The organism is Pseudobdellovibrionaceae bacterium, from assembly GCA_020635075.1.
Classification (GTDB): domain Bacteria; phylum Bdellovibrionota; class Bdellovibrionia; order Bdellovibrionales; family UBA1609; genus JADZEO01.
This window is the reverse complement of the sequence record JACKAM010000001.1, coordinates 48013-69493: the sequence shown is the minus strand read 5'-3', so window position 1 is coordinate 69493 and position 21481 is coordinate 48013. Positions and strand designations below refer to the sequence as shown.

The following is a 21481-nucleotide window of genomic DNA, read 5'->3' as shown; positions in this document are numbered from 1 at the left end:
CCTGGTCTCTCCCGCTTAGGCGGAATTCTTCAACGAATTCCGCCCCATGGCAAGAGAGGGAACCCAGGTTTTATGGATTTTTAACCAAGACCTCAGACCACTCTTCCAAGGTCTCCCGTGTCGCACCAGATTTAAAGACCCGGCCCTTGCGTGACCAACGATCGTCGGTTCGCACCAAGTCCTCGGTGATAAATACCTGCACTCCTCGGTCCGGATCATCGTAGACAAAATTGTACCGACAGTGCTCCAAACTACCACAAAATCCATTGCCAACAGTCACCCCATTTGGGTCCACGAAGTGAAAGGCCCCACCCTGAGTGGCGTAAACAATTTGCCAAAGGGAATCGGAAATCACTGTCCCGTCTTTGAGACTTTGCACACGACGAATGCTTCCCGAGGTCCCGATGGTCAAAGTGAGGAGATACGGGATGGGACCGAAGTCCGACTTGCTGAGAATCCCTTCGCCACTATACACACCCGGGGTAAAGGACATGGTCTTCACTTCAGCAATAGCGGGAGCATTTAGGGCGATTACGCATAAGAGAGTTAAAATCTTAGTCATGATATCCTCCTCAGTTATTTTCAATAAACTAAAGAGGCCATCGGTCATGATCAATCGAAGACCCAATGGTCAAGGAAGATACTGAGGACAGATGTCCTCAGTACTGGACTGGAGTAGAGTGGCAACAGTTGACGTCTATAATTACTCGGCCAGAGCAATTTACTCGTCGGCAATAATGTCGTCGTCGAGGAGTTCGCCCTCGTATCCAGTTCCAGCCTCATCGCGAGTGACGCAAACCCAAAAACGGGCGGTCTGACTTCCCCAGTAGCCAGGCTTCTTGGCCAAACCAGTAACCGTGACCAAGCAGCCGTCAGCATTCTCCGGATCGATCTCCAGTGCCCAAATGTCATCAGGAGACATGTTGAACCGGTCATCTTCCCACCCCTGGGAGTAGGCATCCACAATCGTGTCGCGAACCACTTGATCAATCTTGGAAAATTCCCCCGCCTGAGCGGAGAAAAGAAGGAAGACGACAGACACACTCGCCAATATTCTCATAAGCCCCATTAGGAACCCCCTAAGCACTGCAAGAACTCAGCTCAACAGCTATGAGAGGGCCCAGAATAGATCAACCTAATAATGGAAAATGACATTGTTACAGGGGGGCGAAGCCCCCTGCCATTGTGACGCACCAACTCATTCGGTGATTTTGACCGTACTCCCGGCGCTCTTGTTACCGGTGGTCACGTTTCTCCACCAGCCGGTGAATTCCACCGGGGAAAATCGGCCAGGAGCAAAGGTGGCCTCCCACCTCAGATTGGTTTGGCTATAGGTCCAATCCGCGTTGGGCATGGCTGTCCAGGCTGAAAGATTGTTACAAAAGCCATCGCTTTCACCTTTGACTTCGGCACAAGCCTTTGAATTGGCAGGGTCACCGTTGATGATATACCCATAAATGGTGTCACTGGTTTTAAAGTTGGTGTCGGCCGATCCAAAAGGAGTTTTGGAAAATACGATTGTCGGCCCTGCATCGGCGGCAATGGTGATAATGATTGGATCACTGACTGCATTGGTGTTCTTGTTCTTCCAAAACAATCGATAAGCCCCCTGGGGAAACTCACCTGGCTTGAGCAACAATTCCCATCGCTGAAGAGTGTTCGAGTAGGTCCAACCATTGGCCGGCATATCCGTCCAGTTCGTCGGAGTCGAGCAATAGCCATCTTGTGTCCCGACCACCTCAGCACAGCCCTGAGATCCGGTTTTTGGCGCCTGGGCCACTTGGAAGTAAATGGCCTCGTAGGGGTAATAAGTGGTTTCCGGTTTGTTGTAAGGGAATTCAACCGCCACCATCAAAGGCTTGTCAGCAGGCAACACCTGAATGGAAACAAATCCAGCCTTGCTCGTCCCCTGGTTTTTCCAATAAAGCTTGTGGGTTCCCTCTTTGAAAATCCCCGCAGAAAATGTGGCCGTCCATTCATTGGTTAAATTATCAAAGGTCCAATCGCTGTTCGGCATAGACGTGTAGTTGCTCGGAGTTTGACAAAACCCATCATTAACGCCAAAGGTCTCGGCGCAACCGGAAGCACCGGGCCCACTGTTGAGGATGCGTCCGTAAATAGTGTCTGTGAGGCGAAAGGTGGTCGCTCCCGCCCCATTGGGCGTTGTGGAGAAGACCAGTGTGGCCACCTTGCCATTGTCTGGTGGGGCCGAAGAACTCTGGTTTTCCTGAGAAAAATCCTTCCCCTGCTTGCTACAACCCATGCTGAGGCTGACAAGCAAGGCCAAGCAAAGTATCAATGCCAAATATGCGATATTGGGAACACCCGCAGATCGTGACTTCATTATCCCTCCCGAAACTCACGCCAGGTCCGAAGGACCTGAACCACCCAAAACAATTCGTACACCTTTATACTGCAAATCAGGAGACCAACTGAGGGCTAACTAGTTGGATTTAAGGAAGAAATGCCTTCATTAGGCTAAACAGCTGTCGCAAAATACGACACAATCTCATTCTGAGACAAGACCCATCAAGGGTTCGCGGGCGAGGATCTTGTAGACTGGGAAAAATCGGGCCTGAACGCTCTCCATGAGCAAAATCTCGGTAACCTGAAACTCACCAAATTTATTGCGCACAAAGGGGGAAATGAGATCGCCAACGCCTTTAGGGTTGCGCAATCGACCCACGGTCAGGTGGGGCCTGTAGCCTCTCTCGTCGATGGGAAAACCCCGTTTTTCCAACTCACCCGCCAACGTCTGTTGCAGCTCCACCAAAGATCGTTTGGCAGGAGCCCCCACCCACAAGACGCGAGCCTCCCTTTCCGAGGGAAAAGCCCCTACTCCCTTTAGGGGGAGATTAAAATGGGCGCCATGCTCCGCCACATTTTTTAGGATATCCAACATCTCTGGTACTCTTTCCTCCTCTGTCTCACCAACAAAGCTCAAAGTAAAATGCCAGTTCACATCAGGAGTCCACTTGACCTCCCAGCCTCGGCGATCAACGCCAATCCGCAACTTTTTGACGAGAGTCTGAATTTCAGGGGAGTCTTTGAGGCCTTCCGGTTGAATGGCAAAGAACAGTCGCTTTTTAGGTTCCATTTCGCCAACCACCTTAACTTTGGGGAAAGACATCAACTTTGGACCGCAAATGACTCGGAACCCTCTGATCGAGAATTTTGATGCACTCATTGACACTGTAGCGACTGGAAAGGTGAGTGATCACGATCTTCTCACCCTCAAATTGGTCCAAGCGGGGAAGAAGCTCATCCAAATGAACATGACCCCAATCCCTGGCATTTTCCACCGACTTGCGATCGTCAATATAGGTGACTTCCATGAACAGAATACGACTCCTGCGGACCAACTCGTTATTGTCAAAAAATTCGATGCGAGAATCACCTGAAAAGCTCACCTCAGGCTCTTCCCAATTCTCCTCCACCTCAGTACCGCTTTTGCGCAACTCACGGATCTCCTTACCCTTTAATTCGGCAAACTCAGCCTTCAGTCGCTTTTTTCTCCTCAACAGCGTATAACCGAGCGCGGGAATTCGATGGTGGGCCTCGAAAGGCCTCACTACCAAGTCGGCTCGCAAGGGAATAGCCTCGCCCGGTTTGACCGAATTGAAGTGGAATTGATATTGATGGCCCTCCATTTGCTCCCACGTCGCCATGATTTGCTTCATCGGAGCCACCATGTGCGACGGCATATAAAACTCGGGTGCGGACAAATGGGCCAGACCTCTTTGTGAAATCAAATAGGGAATACCAGAGGCATGATCCATGTGCCCATGAGTGATAAACAGTCGAGACACGCCAATAAATTGAGGAAGCCCCTGTGCAACGTCAAATGCCACGTTAAGACCTGGTATCAAATAACAAGTCCCGATTCCAGCGATGGTTGAGCCTTTGATGGTCCATTCACCGTGAGTCCATTCCACCAAGGGGAGACTATGCAGCAAGAAAATCTCCAGTGCTAAATACTAAGACTTATTTTTATATACTGGAAAGTAGAGGTCAAAGGTCGTGCCGTCAGAACCGGACTCACTGAGGTGAATCCTACCACCAAGCTCGTCGACCAATTTCGCCGAAATGGTCAGGCCCAAGCCAGAGCCACGACCGATTTCTTTAGTGGTGTAAAAGGCGCGAAAAATTTCTGTCTGAATGTGAGCTGGAATTCCTGGTCCGGAATCAGTCACCCGCAAAACCCACTCATCCTCGTACTTCTCCGCCGAAATGCGAATTTCCTTGGATACTGTATCGCCGCACTCTTCCATAGCCTGAATGGCATTTACCAGTAAATTGACCAGAATCTGTTCCAAGTGAGCCAAAGTACCAAACACTTGGGCTTCATCTGGCACCACGCAGGTCACTTTAATGTCGTGGGATTCACACTCGGAACGCACCAGTTCGATGACTTCCTCCGTCGCCCTGCGAACAGAGACCGAGGTAAATTCACTCGGGTCCGCAGATGCACAAAATCGAACTAGTGTTTGCAGAAGAGCAGCCACCCGATCCACCTGCCCGAGGATAGCCCTTAAAGAATCACCATCCTCTCCCTGGTCATGCCTGGCGAGCAACATTTCCGCCCGCCCACGAATGGTCCCCAATGGGGTGCCCATTTCGTGGGCCAGACCGGCTGCCAGCAATCCCACCGACGCCAGACGATCCTGCAAAAGCAGCTGGGCCTCAATGGAATCCTGCTTGCGACCAGATTTCTTCACCTTAGGACTCCGTGAAATTCACATTCCATTCATAAAAAGAACGGACAAAGTCAGCTTCGGTGATAATGCCAACCAGACGGCCACTCTCCACCACCGGCAGACATCCATATTTTTGCGTGAACATCAACTCAGCTGCCTTGGCCAAAGGGGTGTCGGCATGAACTGTTGTCACGTTCTTTCTCATCACCTCAGAAACAGGAATTTCCCGATAAAGAGAGCTTTCATCAGACTCTTCAACCTGGGCCAGACGCGAAATGGCGGCTTTGAGGAAATCCCGATGGGTGACGAGGCCGACCAGAACGTTATCCTGGTTGACGACCGGTACATGACGGATCCTCTGCCACTTCATCAGATCTTTGAGAAATTTAATATTATCGTCTTCAAAGAGTGTGAAGACGTCTTTGGTCATTAAGTCCTTCACTTGGGGGGCGAATTTCCCCTCAGTAATTGTTTCCACAGTGGACATGCTTGGTTCCCCTTAGTTTTGACGGTGGCGCATGGCAATGCGCTTTTTGTTGCGACGATCAACCTGACGGATCAGGTGGTCTTTAGCTTTGGCAAGAGCCGCGTAAAAGTCCCGGTCCGTATCCGAGCTGGTGATGTTTTTTTTGCCCAGTCGAACATTCATTCTGACCGTAAAGAGCTGATCACTTGTCTTGGAGAGGTATACGGAGACGGAGTGCTCCTTCCTCAGGTGTTCATTTACTTGATCCACCTTTTCTTTGATCCCTTCACGAATGGCAGGGGTCAGGTCAAAGTCTTCGCTTATTATATTAAACATACAGCCTCCTTCCTTATCGGCGACTAGATTTCAAGTTTTGTACCACCAAATGGAGGTACGGCTCGCCCTTCAATTCGATCTGAATCAAATGGAGCCACATAGATGGGAAATTATGGCCCATTCATGGGGACAGGAGCAACACAAGACTGAGATCTTAATGTGTTCTAAATCTAGGAAAGAATTGGGTTTTAAGCCGTCGCCGTCACGTGGGACGAGACCACCTGGTGGAGCTCGGCCAGAGAAAATGGTTTGTTCAAGTAGGCCACAGCCCCCTCTTGAAGGGCTGCCTTTTCAGTGACCCGATTGCCAAAGGCTGTAATCAATATGACAGGGACCTCAGGCATCGTCTGTTGAGCCAACTGGAGGAATTCAAAACCGTCCATCTGCGGCATATTGATGTCAGAAATGACCAGATCAACCGGAGGAATCCCTCCTTTTGCTGCCGCATTAAGAGCCTCCAAGGCCTTCAATGCCGAACGAAATACACTCAAGCGGAATCCCCGCCCTTCCAGGAACTCTTTGATCAGCTCCTGCATAGCCGCGTCATCTTCCACGACCATGATGTGTTTGTCGGTTTTCACCCTGGCAGCCATTTTCTACACCTGTTCCTGGTCCCGCGAGACAATTTTACCCTCTTGCCCCTGCGGTGTTCGTCTCTTTGTCCCCTCATCCTCCCCCCATGCGTTCCGGGTTCGATTTCAGGGCGGCATACCTGAAAGAACAGCAGGATTTGTGCCAAAAAAGACCGTGTAAAAATTAGGTCAATTTTGGAGAAGTGTGTTATTTACCTCCAGTGATGGATCAGGTGGGAATCTCACAACTATTCAGTCAGGACCAGCTCTTCGCCCAGTGTGTGCAGAGCTGTAGTGAACCCGTGATGGTGACAGACCTCAAGGGACGACTGATTTACGTGAACGAGGCCTGGTCGAGAGCCTATGGGTACTCAGCCCAAGAGGCTCTCGGTCAAACCCCAAGTATTTTGCGCTCAGAACACCAAGATTCCCAATTCTACCAAAAAATGTGGTCGAAAATTACGGATCCCCGAATCGGCTATTGGAAGGGTGAATTGGTCAATAAGGCCAAAGATGGCCAGGAAGTGCCGGTGCTTCTGACCGTTACCCCCTATCGCTCACGATCCGGCGAAGTGCTTGGCTACATGGGCATTGCCCTTGACCTGACAGAGCAAAAATATCTCCAGGCCCAGGTGGAACAGCAAGATCGTCTGGCAACCATCGGCGTACTGACCAGCGGAATGGCCCATGAGGTGGGAACCCCGATCGGCGTGATTCGCGGCCGAGCAGAAATGCTGCTGATGGATGCTGAGGGTGACGAAAACCTGAAAAAGAATCTGGATATCATCATTAAGCAAACAGATCGCATTTCAGGGTTTATTGGCTCATTGCTGAAGCTCAGTCGCTCCAACTCGGCGGATTTGGAATTGGATATTCTGGAGATTCGGCCGGTGGTCGATGAGGTTTTGGATCTGCTGGCTCCCAAGATCCGCAAGAACAAAATTGAAGTTGAAGTCAATTTGGAAGAAGGCATGGTGGCCTTTGCCGATGATGGCCGACTGGAACAAGTCTTGATCAACCTCATGGTCAATGCTGTCCATGCCATTGAGAAGAAACTCGAAAGAGACGATTCCGCAGAAAAAAATGCTCAATATATTCGTGTTCTTGGTCGTCGCACTGTGGATCGTGCCGAGATCACCATTGAAGATAGTGGCTGTGGAATTGCCCCAGAAAACCTAAAAAAGGTGTTTGAGCCCTTTTTTACCACAAAACCCACGGGACAGGGGACAGGCCTTGGCCTGTCCATCGTCAATCGGATTATCAATGAAATGTCGGGGACGATTTTTGTTGAATCCACCGAGGGCAAAGGCACTCGCTTTACTTTCACCCTTCAGCTTCCACAAATACAATAAGGACTTTCGCCACCTGCGAGTGAATGCCCAGCACTCTCTTGCCCGTTAGTGAGGTAACGTGGGGGGCGACTCCACTCCCCGGTGCAACTCCGAAGTTTCTGCCTGTACCGGCATCTCCGGCTTCTTAGGCCCGTCGTCCACAAAGCCATACTCGCGCTCTTTACGATACAAAGTTCTGCGGTTAATGCCCAGAATCTGTGAGGCTTTTTCCTTGCGACCGCCGGTCTTATCTAAAACATACTTAATATAGCGGCGCTCCAAGTCGGCGACGGTTGGCAAACTGGAAACCGCCGTAGCAAAAAACTCCTCAACGGTGTCTGTTCCACCAGAAACTGGCAGGTCCGGAGCATCGATAATTTCCTTGGTACTCAGAACTACGACACGCTCAATGATGTTTTCCAATTCACGGACGTTTCCATCCCAGCGGTAATTCATCAGCTTTTCGACTGCTGAAGAGGAAAACCCCTTCACAGGAGAGTTATTGGCAGAACCATACTTTTGCAAAAAGAATCTCGCCAGAATCGGAATGTCCTCCTTACGATGACGCAGAGGAGGAATGTGAATAGGAATCACGGCCAAACGATAATACAGGTCCTCACGGAATCGGCCATCCTTAATGGCCTCACTGAGATCTTTGTGAGTCGCCGCTACAATGCGCACATCAATGTCTTTGTAGGTGTTGTCACCAACAGCCTTGATCTTGCGCTCCTGTAAAACACGCAACAGTTTCGCCTGAAGAGCCATGTCCAGATCGCCAATCTCATCCAAAAATAGGGTTCCGCCTTCAGCCTCTTCAAACAAACCGCGCTTGCGATTAACCGCCCCGGTAAATGAACCTTTGGCATGACCAAAGAGTTCTGACTCCAAAAGGGTTTCAGGAATGGCCGTACAGTTAATGGCCACAAAGGGGCGATTGGCCCGTGGCCCCCCTTCGTGAATGGCTCTGGCCACCATTTCTTTCCCTGTTCCGCTTTCTCCCGTGATCAACACATTGGCGTTGGCCTTGGACACGCGATCCACCAACTCAAACACCGAATGCATGGCCTTGGACTTGCCGATCAACTTGCCGGCCGACCAGTTTCTCTGCACTTCAGTGCGCAACACCTGGTTTTCCATTTTCAAACGGCGAACCTGCACGCCACGAGCGACCCGCACTTCCACTTCGGCGAGCTTAAAGGGCTTTACAATGTAGTCGTAAGCTCCCACTCGGGTGGCTTCAATGGCTGATTCAATGCTACCAAAGGCGGTGATGAGGATCACCGGCACCTCGGAACAGAGCCGCTTCATCCGCTCAACAAACTCAATTCCATCCATCTCAGGCATTTGAATATCGGACAGGACTAGATCTACACAATCCAGGTTGCCTTCGGTGTCCACAATCGCTTTAAGATGCTCAAAGGCCTTGGTCGCTAATGGAAAGGCCGTCACCTGGTAACCAGCTTTAGAAAGAAACTCGGTCACCATCTCCCGCATTTCATTGTCATCGTCGACAACGATGATACTGCCTCGCTCAGTCATGGGACAAAATATCTCCTCTTTGCGGGCAAATCGCCCGTTTATTGAGCAATATTGCCTCGTTTTACCCCTAAGTCCAGGGTTTTTACCCTTATTTTCAGGAATTCAAGCAGTCGCCGTGCCAACGCATAAGGTTCCAGGTCCTCAAGTGATATGCACAGCCCCAAACCCACCCTCAGAATTGAGGTTGCGTTTGGGGCTGTGCATATCACTTGAGGGCCTGGAACCTTATAGCTTGATTTTCTCGTACTCCGTCCCGGCGAGGATTTTTTCCACAATGGACATCACTGCTGAAACTTTGTGGAAGAAGGACTCAGTACTAGGGATGATAAAACGCCGAGGGTGACCGCTCCAGCACTGTTTGATGCGTTCATTGATGAGATCAGCCTCGGTGTGATTTTCAATTCGGATGACGTTTTCCTTGTCGTAGGACTCAGATCCTGCGGTATCCAAATGGATGACCCAATCATAGCGGCTCAGTTCGGCCTTTTCGCTCGACTGGATTTTACTGAAAAACTCCGGATCTTTCTCGTTGGGCCAATAGGCCCAGCCATCCAAGGTTCCACGGTCACAGACCATAAGGAGATCCTCTTTATTTTCCATTTCATAAATGGCTTCGTGAGCGACCTGGACCGCATAAATGGCCTGCTGCTGCAACTTCACCGCATCGGCATAGGTCCGCCGTGAGAACCCGCCGCCAAACAAAATGCTGGCAGACTCCGGGATCATGACCACCCGCTGGGCAAACACTTTGGTGATCGACATGGCCATGGTGGTCTTTCCCCCGGAAGGGCCACCGGTTAAAACCAATTTCATAGCTAACTAGCCTCCATTGATTAAAACCTCGTCTCCCAACTGGGGGATCATCACCTTCCACTCAAACTCGTTGCTGATGCGATATTTGAGGGCCCGCAAGGCGTTAGGTTCACCATGATTAAGGAAAACCCCACGCGGCGGTTTTTTGAAATTCCTCAGCCAATCCATGATGTCGTTCGAGTCCGCATGCGCTGAAAAGGTATCCATAGCCATGATCTCAGCCTCAACCGTCACCGGCTGATGGTGAATGCGAATGTCGGTTAAGCCCTGCTTCAGCAACAAGCCCTTGGTGCCCTCGGCCTGATAACCAACAAACAGAACGCCACTCTTGGGGTCAGGGAGCTTGGCTTTGAGGTGGTGCAGAATTCGGCCACCCGTGAGCATTCCCGCCGCCGAAATCACGATTTTGGGGCTGTCATCCATGCACAACAACATAGAGTCATCTGCCGACTTCACAGCCGTATAGCTGGAGGTGCAAACCGGTGACTGCAACTCCCCGTCCACCACGGCCAGCTTCAATTCCTCAGAATGGTTAGCGTAGACCTGAGTGGCATCCAAGGCCATCGGGCTATCCACATAAACCGGAAGAAGGGGAATCAAATTTTGACTCTCCAATTGGCGAATCAAATACAGTAATTCCTGGGTCCGCCCCACGGTAAAGGCCGGGATCACCAGAGTTCCGCCCCTGCCCGTCACCTTGCGGATGATCTCGCCTAAGGGTTTCAGCTGACCCTCCCTTGGCTGCACCCGATCCCCATAGGTGGACTCCATGACCAAATAATCGGTTTCAGAAATCATCACCGGTGGCTTAAGAATATGGGAGCGGCCATTGCCAAGATCACCAGAAAATGTCAGCAAACGGGAGTCATGGCTGCCCTCATAACTAAACTGTACGATGGCTGAACCGAGTATGTGACCGGCACGTATCATGCGCAGGCTGAGACCTGGCACCAGCTCTTTCCACTCGTCCATGGGAATGGATTCAAACTGCTTAAGTACGCGAATGGCGTCCGGGGTTGTGTACAAGGGAAGTGCCGGATAGTGACGAGAGTGCCGACTCTTGTTGGCAAACCGAGCATCTTCCTCTTGCAGGTGAGCCGAATCCATCAACATGATGTCGCACAAATCCTGAGTCGCCTTGCTACAGTAAACCGGACCATTAAAGCCCTCTTTGGAAAGCTTAGGCAAATATCCACTGTGATCAATGTGGGCGTGGGTCAGTACCACCGCATCTAGCTTTTCCACTTCCGGAAAAGGATCCCAGTTAAGTTGACGGATTTCCTTGGGACCCTGATACAAACCACAATCCACAAGAATTCGGTAGTCGCCATAGCGAACCACGGTGCGACTCCCGGTCACTGTGCCCGCGGCTCCTAGAAACTGCAAAAGGAGTTTTCGCGACATCTACTGGGCCTTAAACGTGAACAACCCACACCGGGCAGGCTGCTTCACGAACCAACTGGCGAGCCACGCTGCCGACCAACACCGATGCCACAGGCCCTGACTTGGAGCCCACAGCCACCATGTCGACACCGTGGGTGTCAATGTACTGATTGATCGAGTCAGTGATAAAACCAGGCTTTTCTTCAATGTAAAACTTGGCGTCCACTCCAGCCTTGGCTGCTTCCTCCACCCACTTGCGGCTTTCTTTTTCGCGAGTGTCAGATTCCTTCTCAATAAATTGCTGAACCGATACCCAGCCTCCGCCGGCCATATAAACTCCGGTCTGAATCATGGGTTCAATAGGATCAGGAAGCTTGTGATAAATCACCAACTGAGCATTATGGTGTTTACAGAAATCGATCACTTTTTTGAAAGCCCGTTTGTTTCCTTTGGTCAAATCAGTTGGAAACAGGATTTTCTTGATGCCATCAACTTTCTTTGACTCCGGACTCACCAAAATCAAGGGCGTTTTTGTTTCCATCAGAGCCGTTTCGGCAAAACTACCCAAAAAGAAGCGCGCCAGACCTGTACGGGCATGGCTGTTCATGACCACCACTTCAGCCTTTTGCTTGTGGGCGTATCCCAAGAGCTTTTTCACATCACCAGTCATCGAGGCTTGCTTGTTGACCAAAATCTCAGGCTTTGCGACCCCGGGCAAACCCAATCGGCTGATCACGGCATCCATGGCGGCGAGAACCTTGGGTTCGAACTTCTTCAGCCATGGGCCGGAAAAATCACCGGTAAAATTGAAATTGTCAGGACTTAAAACATAGGCCGGCTGGATGGGTGTCAATCCTCCCTTGGAAAGGGACTTCAGCACCGCCATTGCCTTGGTCATCGACTCCTCGTTTTTGGAGAAGGGATCGACGGCCCATACCACTAAGTTTTTGGTCGCTGCTTTTTTTGCGGCTTTCTTTTTGGCGGGCTTTTTCTTGGCCGCCGTTTTTACAGCCTTCTTTTTGGCAGTCTTCGTTTTTGCCTTCACTTTTGTCACTTTTGACCTCCCCGATTTTTTCTTTGCTGCCATCTCAACCTCTCCGCCAGCCTGCTGTTCTCAATTTTTCCAACACTTCAAAAGAATCTTCAGCCCAATCTATCTGCAATGGTCCTGCCAGTAAAACCCTTTCGCAGTACCCCCAATTGTGACGCCCGGGCCTAATTTTCCCAATTGACGGGTTCATTTACCCCTTTGTTGCTTCGCGAAAGTCACGGACTGCAGCAAACTGAGCCTTCATGACAACGGCCACCCGCTTTTCCCCGAATATGCGAACCAAGAGAGGGATTTGAGCCAACCCCCTGCGCTGAAGAGTTCTGAGGAACCGCGCCTCACTTTCGACTGAGGGAGGCTCCACCTCAACCCGAAAATTCTGACTGACAGCTGAATAAAACCGAGTGGTGCAATCGCGGACCACCACATGGGCCGCGACCTTCTCCTGCCCCAACCAGTGATGAAGCCAAGCCCACCCCGCCAAGAGCATGATGGAATTGAGACTACCACCAAAAGCAGTGCCCCGGTGATTGCGGTTGGGCGCCAACTCTGCCGCAAGAATCAAACCCTCTTTGGAAAGGCGGAGGTCATTGATTCCCATTTCCTGAGAAATGGGAATCTCATTGTGAATTGAGGATAGAAGTTGAGATTCTTCTTGAGTCACCGAGTTGGCCTAAACGGACATCCCCCGGCCATGATAATAGGAACCACTGCCACGATTGCGATCCTGGGCAAAGCTCACGCGCAGGTTACGACCATTGACCACCTGACCGTCCATTTTGACTGCTGCCTCCGCAGCTTCAGGCTTTTCAAAGGTCACAAAGCCAAAGCCCCGGGCTTTGCCAGTGAAAAAATCCTTCACAATTTTTAACTCGCGAATTTCCCCACAGGGAGCAAACAAGTCCCGCAGCTGTTCTTCCGTGAGATCATAGGAAAGATTTCCCACATATACCTTGTTGGTCATACATCCTCCCGTCCTTGGATGTGCACATCATAGCTGCATGGAAGCGAATAACCGCCTCTTTCTAAAATAACAGTATGACAATCCCCTCTCAGACACACAAGAAGGAAAAGTCCGGATTTTTCCCGCAAATGTATAATAATCTTAATTTTTCCTTAAATGCCGCTCTGCTTCAGGGGGCATGGAGGATAACCTGATCCTACTTTACCGTCAGTTTGATATTGGTAAACAGCAATTTGGAGTTTCCGTCTTGGAGGAAGTTGGCGAGGATCACAATCTTGGCCAACTTAATTCCTACGGGAAACTGAGTCGGCGTGGGGTTAAAAACTTCACCTGTTGAGGTTCCCGAAACTACGGTCCAAGTCGTGGGTACACTCAAATCTCGAGCGGCCGGATAAAGGTGCCAATCACCATTGGTGTGTTGCATGACAACCGTGTCAGGGTTCTGTTGTACAGTGGTGACCCAGTCGATTGACAATGATCCGTTGAGGGAAATCTTGGTCCCGGCGGCGGCACTATAGCCACCTTTTTCTGGCGCCGTACTCATCATGTCATCCCAAAGGAAGTAAACGAAATCCGGAGTGTGAGTCGTATCCCCATCCAGATAAAATCCCACATTTCTAAACTGAGCCTGGACCGCACCTGTTTGCCAACCGGCCAGTGCTGCAGTGGCAGTGATTTCCATAGGTGCTATGGATGCAACCTTTGCTGCCGTCCCGCGACGGGAGTACTCCAGGGAATGCATTTGCCTGTCTTCACCGTAAAAAGGCATAAAGCCAAAGTAGAGCCGACTTGGTGTTTCTCCGGAGGATTTGAACACCCCTGAAATGGTGTAGGACTTGCTGGGGTCAATGCCCACCGTCGCGTCAGAGACGATAATCTGATACCCGGTTGAGGAAAATACTCTCAGGTAATCGAGATTGGTTTCACGCTGGATTCCCGGTCCCAATAAGGCACTGGCAGCATCATCAGTGGCTGCGATATCCAGCGGTAGGTTTTGATAGATGTGAGTAAAGCCCTCGACTTCAGGCTCTTCGGACTGAGGGTTTTCAATGTTTGAACTCAGATTGACCAGATCATGCGGGATCACTCCCTTGGCGCAATTCTGAAAAATGGGAAACAAGGCCAGTAGAGCCACTCCCACGACTGCAGGAATCACTCCACGCCAAAGAGATTTGGAATGAGTCAATTTCCGATTCGCCACGCATTGCCCCTTCGTAGGCCTTATCGGGAGACTGGCGCCAATGTCTAAAGGCGGTCAGCACTAATACCCTGATTCTTATTTTAATTCATTATTAGTCTCAAACCTAGTCGGCCGCGTACTTGTCTCATGTCGAGACACTCTTATTCTCTCCATAGAAATCTCTTTCGTTGCCAGGTGCAGGGGACACTGGGAAGATGAGATTTGCTTCAAAATGAGATGGGATCAGCCATGAGAGAGGGTATTGAAGTTCAAGACCTAATGAAGGTCTTTCGCACACGTAAGATCAATCAGGATCGCCCCTGGTGGCAAAGATGTTCGTCCTACCTCAAACCCGACTATGAGGAAATGAGAGCCCTGCAGGGAATTAGTTTTTCCGTTCAACCGGGGGAGCGCATTGCCTTTATTGGTCCCAATGGTGCTGGCAAATCGACGACCATCAAAATCCTGGCAGGCATTCTTCATCCGACGACGGGCCAAGTTTCTGTGAGTGGTCTTATCCCTTGGAAGGACCGACAAAAACTGGGCTACCGCATCGGAACGGTTTTTGGTCAACGCAGTCAGCTTTGGTACCACCTCCCTGCCGGCGACACCTTACGCCTTTTGGCCCGGGTCTATGATTTGCCCATGACTGATTTTCGCCAGCGCCGAGATGAATTGGTTCGCCTCTTCGATATCAAAGAGCTTTTGGATCAACCAGTGAGGCAAATGTCCTTAGGACAGAGAATGCGCTGTGAAATTGTCGCCAGCCTTCTCCACCGTCCGGAGATTCTGTTTTTGGACGAGCCAACCATTGGCCTTGATGTCACAGCCAAAGCTATTATTCGTGATTTGATTCATACTCAATCGGTCAATGAAGGGACCACGATCTTTCTCACCTCCCATGACACTGGAGATATGGAGCGCGTCTGTGAGCGAGTAATTGTGATCAATCATGGACAGCTTCTCTTTGATCGATCTCTGCAAAATTTGCGGGCTCATTTTATCAAGCGCAAGATTCTCACCTTCATGACGGCTGAGGAAACTCTGCATTTGCAGATGCCGGGCCTGAGTCAACTTAAGATCGAACCCCATCGCTCGGTGTGGTCCGTTGACACCAAAATTTTGCCGGTGGGCCAGGTCGTGGCACAGGTTCTTCAGCAGGCCAAGTTGCGTGATCTCACAGTCGAGGATCCTCCCATGGAAGATATTGTCCAGGACATCTACCGCGCTCCAGCCCTGGTCCGGCAAGAGGCCCCACAATGAGCCATACACTCCGATCCTATGGTGGTTTTTTTCTTCTTGCCGCCCGCCAGGAACTATTTCATCGCGGGGCTTTGATTGGCCGATTTGCCTTTTACGGAGTGATACTTTTGGTATTTTCGCGCATCTGGTTCGTGGTTAAAGATGCCGGGCAACTCCCAGGTACAGATGCGCGAAATCTCCTTTGGTATTTGGCCGTCACCGAATGGATTATTCTTTCCATCCCGGTGACTCACACCGAGATCGAACAGGAAGTTAAGACCGGCAACATTGCCTACGCCCTCACCCGCCCTGTTTCCTTTATTTGGGTCAAAACCTTTGAGGGCGCTGGCCACCTGTTATTGCGTATGTGTGTCTTAGCTGTAGCGGGACTTTGCTTTGCCTATGTCCTGGCTGGTGGCCCACCCTCTCACCCAGAGGGCCTACTCCTCGCCTTCCCGGTTGGCCTATGCGCTGGTCTGGTGTCTTTGCTATTCCACAATTGTATTGGCCTTAGTGCTTTTTGGCTCCAGGATGCCAATCCTCTTTATTGGGTCTGGCAGAAATTAAATTTCATTCTTGGCGGATTGATCCTTCCCCTCAGTCTTTATCCAGAGTGGCTGCAAAAGATCGCCATGCTCACTCCTTTTTCGGCTCTCTTGTATGGTCCTGGGCAAATTGCCATGCAGGCGGATGTATATCTTGCTTTGTCGGTCACTGGCCGTTTGCTGCTGTGGGGGGGCTTGGCGGCATTACTCCTCGAATTGCTCTATCGGCGAGGATGTGCCATCCTCAATGTGAACGGAGGTTAGGCTATGTCTCATTGGACCTTCCTCCGAGCACTGATTGCCACAAATCTAAAGGCCTCAACGGCCCTGCGTGGAGCCTTTCTCATGCAGTGCTTTTTTATGGTCCTTAACAATCTTATTTTCTTCGCAGTTTGGTGGATCTTTTTTAAGAACTTTCGCGAGATCGGCGGCTGGGGGTTACCGGAAATCACGGCCCTCTACGGAGTGGTCGCCGGCTGTTTTGGCTGGGCAATGATATTGGGCGGTGGCATTCGCCATTTGGCCCGGATGATTACCGATGGGGACTTGGATTCTTTTATGACCCAACCAAAAAATCTTTTGGTTCACGCAGCGGGTTCTCATTCCATGGCCTCCGGCTGGGGCGATGTTATCAGCGCTATTATCTTGATTCATTTTTCCGGGTATCTGACCTGGCACAACCTGCCAGTTCTTGTTTTGTGCATGATTTCAGGAACGCTTTTGTTTATGTGCGCAGGGGTCTTGTTTAACTCGATGGCTTTTTTCCTCGGGCCGGTGGACACCCTGGCGCGGCAAATGTTTGAGTTTGTGGTCACTTTTTCGGTTTATCCTCAGACCATTTTTACCGGCTACATGAAGCTCATGCTCTTTACTCTTATTCCTGCCGGGTTTATTGGTTATCTCCCCATCGAGGCCCTGCGCGATTTCAGGTGGTCTCATCTGGTTGCCATCATTGTGGGGACGGCTGCCTACGCTGGCTTCACCCTGGTGGTTTTCCATCTGGGTCTCAAGCGCTATACATCTGGAAATCGTGTGGGCGTGAGGGTTTAGGCTGATTCGCTAAGAAAAGATTTCTCGACAACTAAAGTCTTTTTTCAGGACCCGCTCGGCCCCCTTGCCCTTGAAAGTGGAGCGTGGGAGATTGCCAAAGTTATTTGAGCTTGAATACAGTTCGAGGGCTTTTGGGTAAGGACTCACGGGCCGTTGAAAAGTTCAATTGAAAGGCTTCCTCTGGAAGCCTTTCGCTTTTTTGACCTGTGGATGTTATTCCTCTTCCGCCGGGACCGTGAGATTCCATTCAGTCTTGACCTCACTCAGCGTTCGCGCAAACAGGGTATCCTCCTCGCCCACACCACTTTGCAGGGACTCCATGAACTTACCGAAGTTGGGCGTGGCGTAAGCCGTGTCGAATAGACGACCTGTGAGGCCTTGGCTGAGGTCAATTGTCTGGTCCTCTCTCACCCGGCGCACGACATATCCGACGGTCAAATCCCTGTCGTTCAAAATGGACAGTAAACCGCTGGGCATACCCGCCTGAGCAAGGATCATACTAATCTTGAAGGTTTGAACTTGGCGATAAACCTGGAAGAGCACCCGCAAAGTGCGTCCATGGGCCTCATCAATTCCAGACCCCTCTTTCCAAGCCAAGTCGTCAGGAGCAAATATGGCCTGGAAGACCTTGGGTTGGTTAGCAAAGAAAAGCTTATCCTCCCGCCAGCTGTGGCTGACCACCCATTGGCCGGCCAATACGTGAGCATAGGCCACGGTAATGGCGTGAGGATTTCCGCCCAGCTTGTTTCGCTTGGCACTGGCAAATTGAGCCAGGGTCCTCATACTTATGAACAAAGGTTCATTACAGGCTGTGAATGAATCAAAATCCAGGACCTCGTCCAGATCAGCTTTTTCCAGAAAGCGCTCAAGACACACATCCACCATCACCGCCGAAATCTCGGGCTTCACATAGCGGGTGTCCTCGCGACCAGGGTAACGTACATTCAAACGACCACTTTCCAGATCAGCGACGATTCCCTGCATGATTTCCTTGCCAGACTCGCCTCCATGGAGAACCAGGACATCCAGGGCCTCGCGGAGACTGGGATCGTTGACGGCCTTGGAGGCTCGATGGGTCGGCAGAGGGGTCTGACCAGAACCGGTCACAATTCCTCGCCGCGGAATTGGCGTCAATCCATTTGGGTTGTGATGAGGAAACACCACATGACCTGATTGATTGCGGTCCTTCTTCTTACTACAGCCAACCGGACCGCCCAATGCCAGGGTTAGGGCTAAAGCGAGCCAGCCTACGAAAATTGCGGTTTGTGTGATTAGGGCCTTCTTCATGTTCACTCCTCTTCGAGTGCCCAATTGTGCAAAATAACGGCCCCTCGACGGGCTAATTTATTAAGTATTTTCAATTAGTTGCAAGATGGCTCCGAGGCTATGCTGGGGAAATTATGGGCACCGGTGACATTTTGGGCGGGAATGAGCCCTGCACTTGTCCCTGTTCTGAGAGAGGAATAAACTTGGGCCTGAATCGAACAACCGGGGTTTCCTCTCTGAATCGCATTTGTTTCATCGCGCTTTTTCTCCTTTCATCACTCCCGATCCTGGCCCAGGGCCCTCTCCCCCACCTGGACTTTTCCATCACCGGCACGGCCTATCCAGAGCTGGACATGCCGACGATCACCAAGAGCGAGCACATCTATGAATTCAAGGCGGATGGGACTTTGCAGAAAAAACGCTGGAGTTTCTCCTACGAATTCTACGGCAAATATCAAGGGCAGAGCGAATTCCCCAGAGAGAGACTGCTCTTCGATTTGCCGAACACCTACCTGGAGTACCGTCAGGCTCTGTGGCGGCTTCGTCTTGGTAGCCAGGTTTATGACTGGGGTGTCTTAGAGGGCTTTCGCCCCTTGGATCGCATCAACCCGTCCATCTATCACAATCCGCTGAACCCGCAGAAATTGGGTGCCGGGTCAGCGCAATTATTATTTGAAAAAGGAAACTGGCAAACAGAGGTCCTATTTATCCCTCAGCAAAGGCGGTCCCATTTTCCGGCGGAGGACAGCCCCTGGTTACCACGGGAATTTTTGCAGCAACTCGACACCGCCTTTGGCACCATCCTACTTCCCAAGGACATCCGCTACCATTATCTACCTTCCATAGTGAGCCAGAGAGCTCTGCAGGGGAATGCCGGTTTGCGCCTAAAGTGGCGCTCACTGGACTGGGACCTCAGTGTTTCCCACTTTGAGGGGGTGAACCCGGTCCCCTTGCTGCGGCCGGTGGTGGATCTAGTTCCTGTCGTGATTGGTCCCGAACCTGTGTACCGCGCCCAAAGTGATGTTTCCCTAGAACCCTATTATTATCGTCAAAGAACTTCGGGACTGACAGCCGTCTACGCGGGAGAGGAGTGGATTGCCCGAGTTGAAGCCGCCTACCATCACGCCCTCACCGAGGAATCGGGGGTTGATCAGTGGGCCTGGGAAGGTGGAGTGAATGTTGAGCGCAGTGGGTCCATTGGCTCAACCGCCTGGACAGCTCTTCTCCAGTACCACCAGGGCGAACACGCCCAGCAGGCCGACAACCTGGCCTCGTCGTCGGCGCGAATCTTTGACGAAGCATGGGTACTCGGCTACCGCCTGGGTTTTTCTGAACAACAGTCCCTCACCTTGCGCAGTCTTTACAGCCCTCCCGCAAGCGGGAGTTATCTGAGTCTAATATGGGAAGACACCTTTTGGGACAGGTTTAAGATTCAACTCTCTGGTAGCTGGCTGGATGGAGACAAGGAAAGCCTCCTCGGCACCTATCGAAAAAACGATGCATATCAAATTACGGTTCAAACCTATTTCTGAAAAATAATCTGTAGGGAACTGGCGTTGTAATGAAAGCGCTTGGCTTTTAGTACCAGCTTCTCTTTCACCTTGAGCTGAGGAAGTGGCAGAATCCAGTCCACTTCTTCAACCACATCCTTGATGCGACTGCCGATGCTCTTATGGGCAAAATGAGTCCAGGGGTAGAATTGGGACAAATAGTTCTGATCCCACTGGTATTCCAAAGTCATAGAGGGGTGAGGAAACCTGACATGAATCCCATCGCTTTTGACTTCCATTTCGGGCAAGGCTCTGAAGTCCGTCTGAAAATCCATATAGGAAACAAAATTCCCCTTCCAGGGCAAAAACATCTTCGCTGACATGGGCCAATAAAAGGTTCCCCTCAGCACTCCGTCCAAGCTGGAGACTTCAGAAACATGGGGAGCCTGGCGGCCAAAAATCTGCAGCGCAAAGTTGGTCTTTTTGGAGTAGTTCATCAGGTCGGGCCAGAGGAAAAACTGGTACCACCGGGAGCGCATTAGATCCCGCAATCCTTCCACTTCCTGAAAGCGAATGGTGCGATAGAGTTCACCGTTGGCACTAAACGCCCCAAGAAGGTTCGCGATCAATCGCGGTGGAACGGCCAATGCCGTTCCCTCTGAACCATCCAGCCCACCGTCGCCCTGATCGAACTCAACCTTCAAAACTTGGGCTGGGGCGCGACTGTTGGGAAAATGACCATGAATGTGACCACGAATGATCAGATCCCGACGGGCATTTTCGTCAAGAGACTCTGGAACCATGATCATCTTAAAGTTCGTAAAACCCAAATCAATGGGAGCGGCCATCAGCAACTGGCTGGAAACCTGAGCTGACCACTGGTCCACCTTTTCCTGAATCAGACCTTGCACCGTCCCCTGCCACAAGGCTGTCTGTTCCAAATACCTTTGAATTTCATCTTTAAGGATTGCCTCGTAACCTTGGGGCGCATGACATCTAGCGATCGACAATTCAAAGCGCCAGTTTTGGTTGGTGATGAACAAATCCTCCAGATTCCAATGCAGTTTACTCGGCTGGATGACTCGGCTGAGTCGCAAATCAGCTTGCACCTTGTCGTCAATAAGTTTTGCTGAGATCCCCTCGCAAGAGCCTTGAATGTGAACCCGCACGCGAACACCATTGATCACCTGTTCAATAAGCTGAGAAGTTTCCACCCGGTCAATCTGAAAATTCATCTCCGGAATTTCCAAGCGCAATCCAACCTCTGGCCCGTGATGGCTGACTCCGTTGACCTGACTTTTTACCAGCGCCTTAATGCCCTTGACCGAAGTTGCGTAGGGTTGACCAATGGTAAAATCCGGCACAGGAATCTCCCAAGATTCGTTGATCTCTCCCAGTCCACTGGTCAAAATCTGTTCGTATTCCTGGTTGCCCAACTGAAAGCTGAACTCGCTCTGAACTTCAATCTGTGCCCCCGCCCGTTCAGCAAAAGTAAAAAGGTTCACTGCCAGAGCACACAGGAGTATTTTTTGAAGAGTTGCCGAAAACATTACCTCATT

23 protein-coding genes are annotated in these 21481 nt (G+C 50.9%); 5 read left to right on the top strand and 18 right to left on the bottom strand.

Annotated elements, in window-relative coordinates; all coding sequences use genetic code 11:
- Positions 1–70: 70 nt before the first annotated feature.
- The 9 genes from H6624_00330 to H6624_00290 form a co-directional block, all read right to left on the bottom strand.
- Entirely contained in the window at positions 71–562 is a 492-nt protein-coding gene (locus tag H6624_00330) for a hypothetical protein (GenBank protein MCB9082753.1), read from the bottom strand.
- Positions 563–721: 159 nt separating this feature from the next.
- Positions 722–1069 carry a hypothetical protein gene (locus H6624_00325; GenBank protein MCB9082752.1) on the bottom strand — a complete coding sequence of 116 codons (348 nt, stop codon included), beginning with the start codon at positions 1067–1069 and terminating at the stop codon, positions 722–724.
- 129 nt (positions 1070–1198) lie between these two features.
- Positions 1199–2344, bottom strand: a complete 1146-nt coding sequence (locus H6624_00320) for a hypothetical protein (protein ID MCB9082751.1) — start codon at positions 2342–2344, stop codon at positions 1199–1201.
- A gap of 165 nt (positions 2345–2509) precedes the next feature.
- Positions 2510–3097, bottom strand: coding sequence for an RNA 2',3'-cyclic phosphodiesterase (gene thpR, locus H6624_00315; protein ID MCB9082750.1), 588 nt, complete (start codon positions 3095–3097; stop codon positions 2510–2512).
- Positions 3098–3110: 13 nt separating this feature from the next.
- Positions 3111–3956 carry an MBL fold metallo-hydrolase gene (locus H6624_00310; protein ID MCB9082749.1) on the bottom strand — a complete coding sequence of 282 codons (846 nt, stop codon included), beginning with the start codon at positions 3954–3956 and terminating at the stop codon, positions 3111–3113.
- Between the two features lie 21 nt (positions 3957–3977).
- Entirely contained in the window at positions 3978–4718 is a 741-nt protein-coding gene (locus H6624_00305) for a HAMP domain-containing histidine kinase (GenBank protein ID MCB9082748.1), read from the bottom strand.
- Between the two features lies 1 nt (position 4719).
- The gene (locus H6624_00300) at positions 4720–5184 is read right to left on the bottom strand and encodes a CBS domain-containing protein (protein ID MCB9082747.1); all 465 of its coding nucleotides are present in this window, start codon (positions 5182–5184) and stop codon (positions 4720–4722) included.
- A 12-nt stretch (positions 5185–5196) separates the two neighbouring features.
- A complete protein-coding gene (gene raiA / locus H6624_00295) occupies positions 5197–5499 on the bottom strand; it encodes a ribosome-associated translation inhibitor RaiA (protein MCB9082746.1) in 303 nt (100 codons plus the stop codon).
- Positions 5500–5687: 188 nt separating this feature from the next.
- Positions 5688–6092 carry a response regulator gene (locus tag H6624_00290; GenBank protein ID MCB9082745.1) on the bottom strand — a complete coding sequence of 135 codons (405 nt, stop codon included), beginning with the start codon at positions 6090–6092 and terminating at the stop codon, positions 5688–5690.
- A gap of 182 nt (positions 6093–6274) precedes the next feature.
- Here H6624_00290 and H6624_00285 point away from each other — a divergent pair, with 182 nt between their 5' ends.
- Positions 6275–7423 (top strand): PAS domain S-box protein, encoded by a 1149-nt coding sequence (locus H6624_00285; GenBank protein MCB9082744.1) that lies wholly within the window; start codon positions 6275–6277, stop codon positions 7421–7423.
- Between the two features lie 45 nt (positions 7424–7468).
- Here the strand turns inward: H6624_00285 and H6624_00280 are convergent, their stop codons facing one another.
- The 7 genes from H6624_00280 to H6624_00250 form a co-directional block, all read right to left on the bottom strand.
- A complete protein-coding gene (locus H6624_00280) occupies positions 7469–8941 on the bottom strand; it encodes a sigma-54-dependent Fis family transcriptional regulator (GenBank protein MCB9082743.1) in 1473 nt (490 codons plus the stop codon).
- A gap of 225 nt (positions 8942–9166) precedes the next feature.
- Entirely contained in the window at positions 9167–9754 is a 588-nt protein-coding gene (locus tag H6624_00275) for an ATP-binding protein (protein MCB9082742.1), read from the bottom strand.
- 6 nt (positions 9755–9760) lie between these two features.
- The gene (locus H6624_00270) at positions 9761–11158 is read right to left on the bottom strand and encodes an MBL fold metallo-hydrolase (protein MCB9082741.1); all 1398 of its coding nucleotides are present in this window, start codon (positions 11156–11158) and stop codon (positions 9761–9763) included.
- A 10-nt stretch (positions 11159–11168) separates the two neighbouring features.
- Positions 11169–12191, bottom strand: coding sequence for a universal stress protein (locus H6624_00265; GenBank protein MCB9082740.1), 1023 nt, complete (start codon positions 12189–12191; stop codon positions 11169–11171).
- A gap of 187 nt (positions 12192–12378) precedes the next feature.
- On the bottom strand, positions 12379–12849 hold the full coding sequence (locus H6624_00260; protein MCB9082739.1) for a YiiD C-terminal domain-containing protein: 471 nt from the start codon (positions 12847–12849) through the stop codon (positions 12379–12381).
- A 9-nt stretch (positions 12850–12858) separates the two neighbouring features.
- Positions 12859–13149, bottom strand: a complete 291-nt coding sequence (locus H6624_00255) for an RNA-binding protein (protein ID MCB9082738.1) — start codon at positions 13147–13149, stop codon at positions 12859–12861.
- 196 nt (positions 13150–13345) lie between these two features.
- Positions 13346–14350 (bottom strand): hypothetical protein, encoded by a 1005-nt coding sequence (locus tag H6624_00250; protein ID MCB9082737.1) that lies wholly within the window; start codon positions 14348–14350, stop codon positions 13346–13348.
- 228 nt (positions 14351–14578) lie between these two features.
- On the opposite strand from H6624_00250, the gene H6624_00245 reads away from it, so the two are divergent.
- From H6624_00245 to H6624_00235, 3 genes are read left to right on the top strand one after another with little or no spacing between them, the layout of a single operon-like run.
- Positions 14579–15592 (top strand): ATP-binding cassette domain-containing protein, encoded by a 1014-nt coding sequence (locus H6624_00245; protein ID MCB9082736.1) that lies wholly within the window; start codon positions 14579–14581, stop codon positions 15590–15592.
- The gene (locus tag H6624_00240; protein ID MCB9082735.1) at positions 15589–16380 is read left to right on the top strand and encodes an ABC-2 family transporter protein; all 792 of its coding nucleotides are present in this window, start codon (positions 15589–15591) and stop codon (positions 16378–16380) included. Before H6624_00245 ends, H6624_00240 begins: the two co-directional genes overlap by 4 nt.
- A gap of 3 nt (positions 16381–16383) precedes the next feature.
- Positions 16384–17166 carry an ABC-2 family transporter protein gene (locus H6624_00235; protein MCB9082734.1) on the top strand — a complete coding sequence of 261 codons (783 nt, stop codon included), beginning with the start codon at positions 16384–16386 and terminating at the stop codon, positions 17164–17166.
- 213 nt (positions 17167–17379) lie between these two features.
- Here the strand turns inward: H6624_00235 and H6624_00230 are convergent, their stop codons facing one another.
- Entirely contained in the window at positions 17380–18453 is a 1074-nt protein-coding gene (locus H6624_00230; GenBank protein ID MCB9082733.1) for a hypothetical protein, read from the bottom strand.
- 182 nt (positions 18454–18635) lie between these two features.
- Here H6624_00230 and H6624_00225 point away from each other — a divergent pair, with 182 nt between their 5' ends.
- Complete coding sequence (locus H6624_00225; GenBank protein ID MCB9082732.1) at positions 18636–19964, top strand: hypothetical protein; 1329 nt, start codon at positions 18636–18638, stop codon at positions 19962–19964.
- Here the strand turns inward: H6624_00225 and H6624_00220 are convergent.
- The gene (locus tag H6624_00220; protein ID MCB9082731.1) at positions 19955–21472 is read right to left on the bottom strand and encodes a hypothetical protein; all 1518 of its coding nucleotides are present in this window, start codon (positions 21470–21472) and stop codon (positions 19955–19957) included. The genes H6624_00225 and H6624_00220 overlap by 10 nt on opposite strands.
- Positions 21473–21481 lie beyond the last annotated feature (9 nt).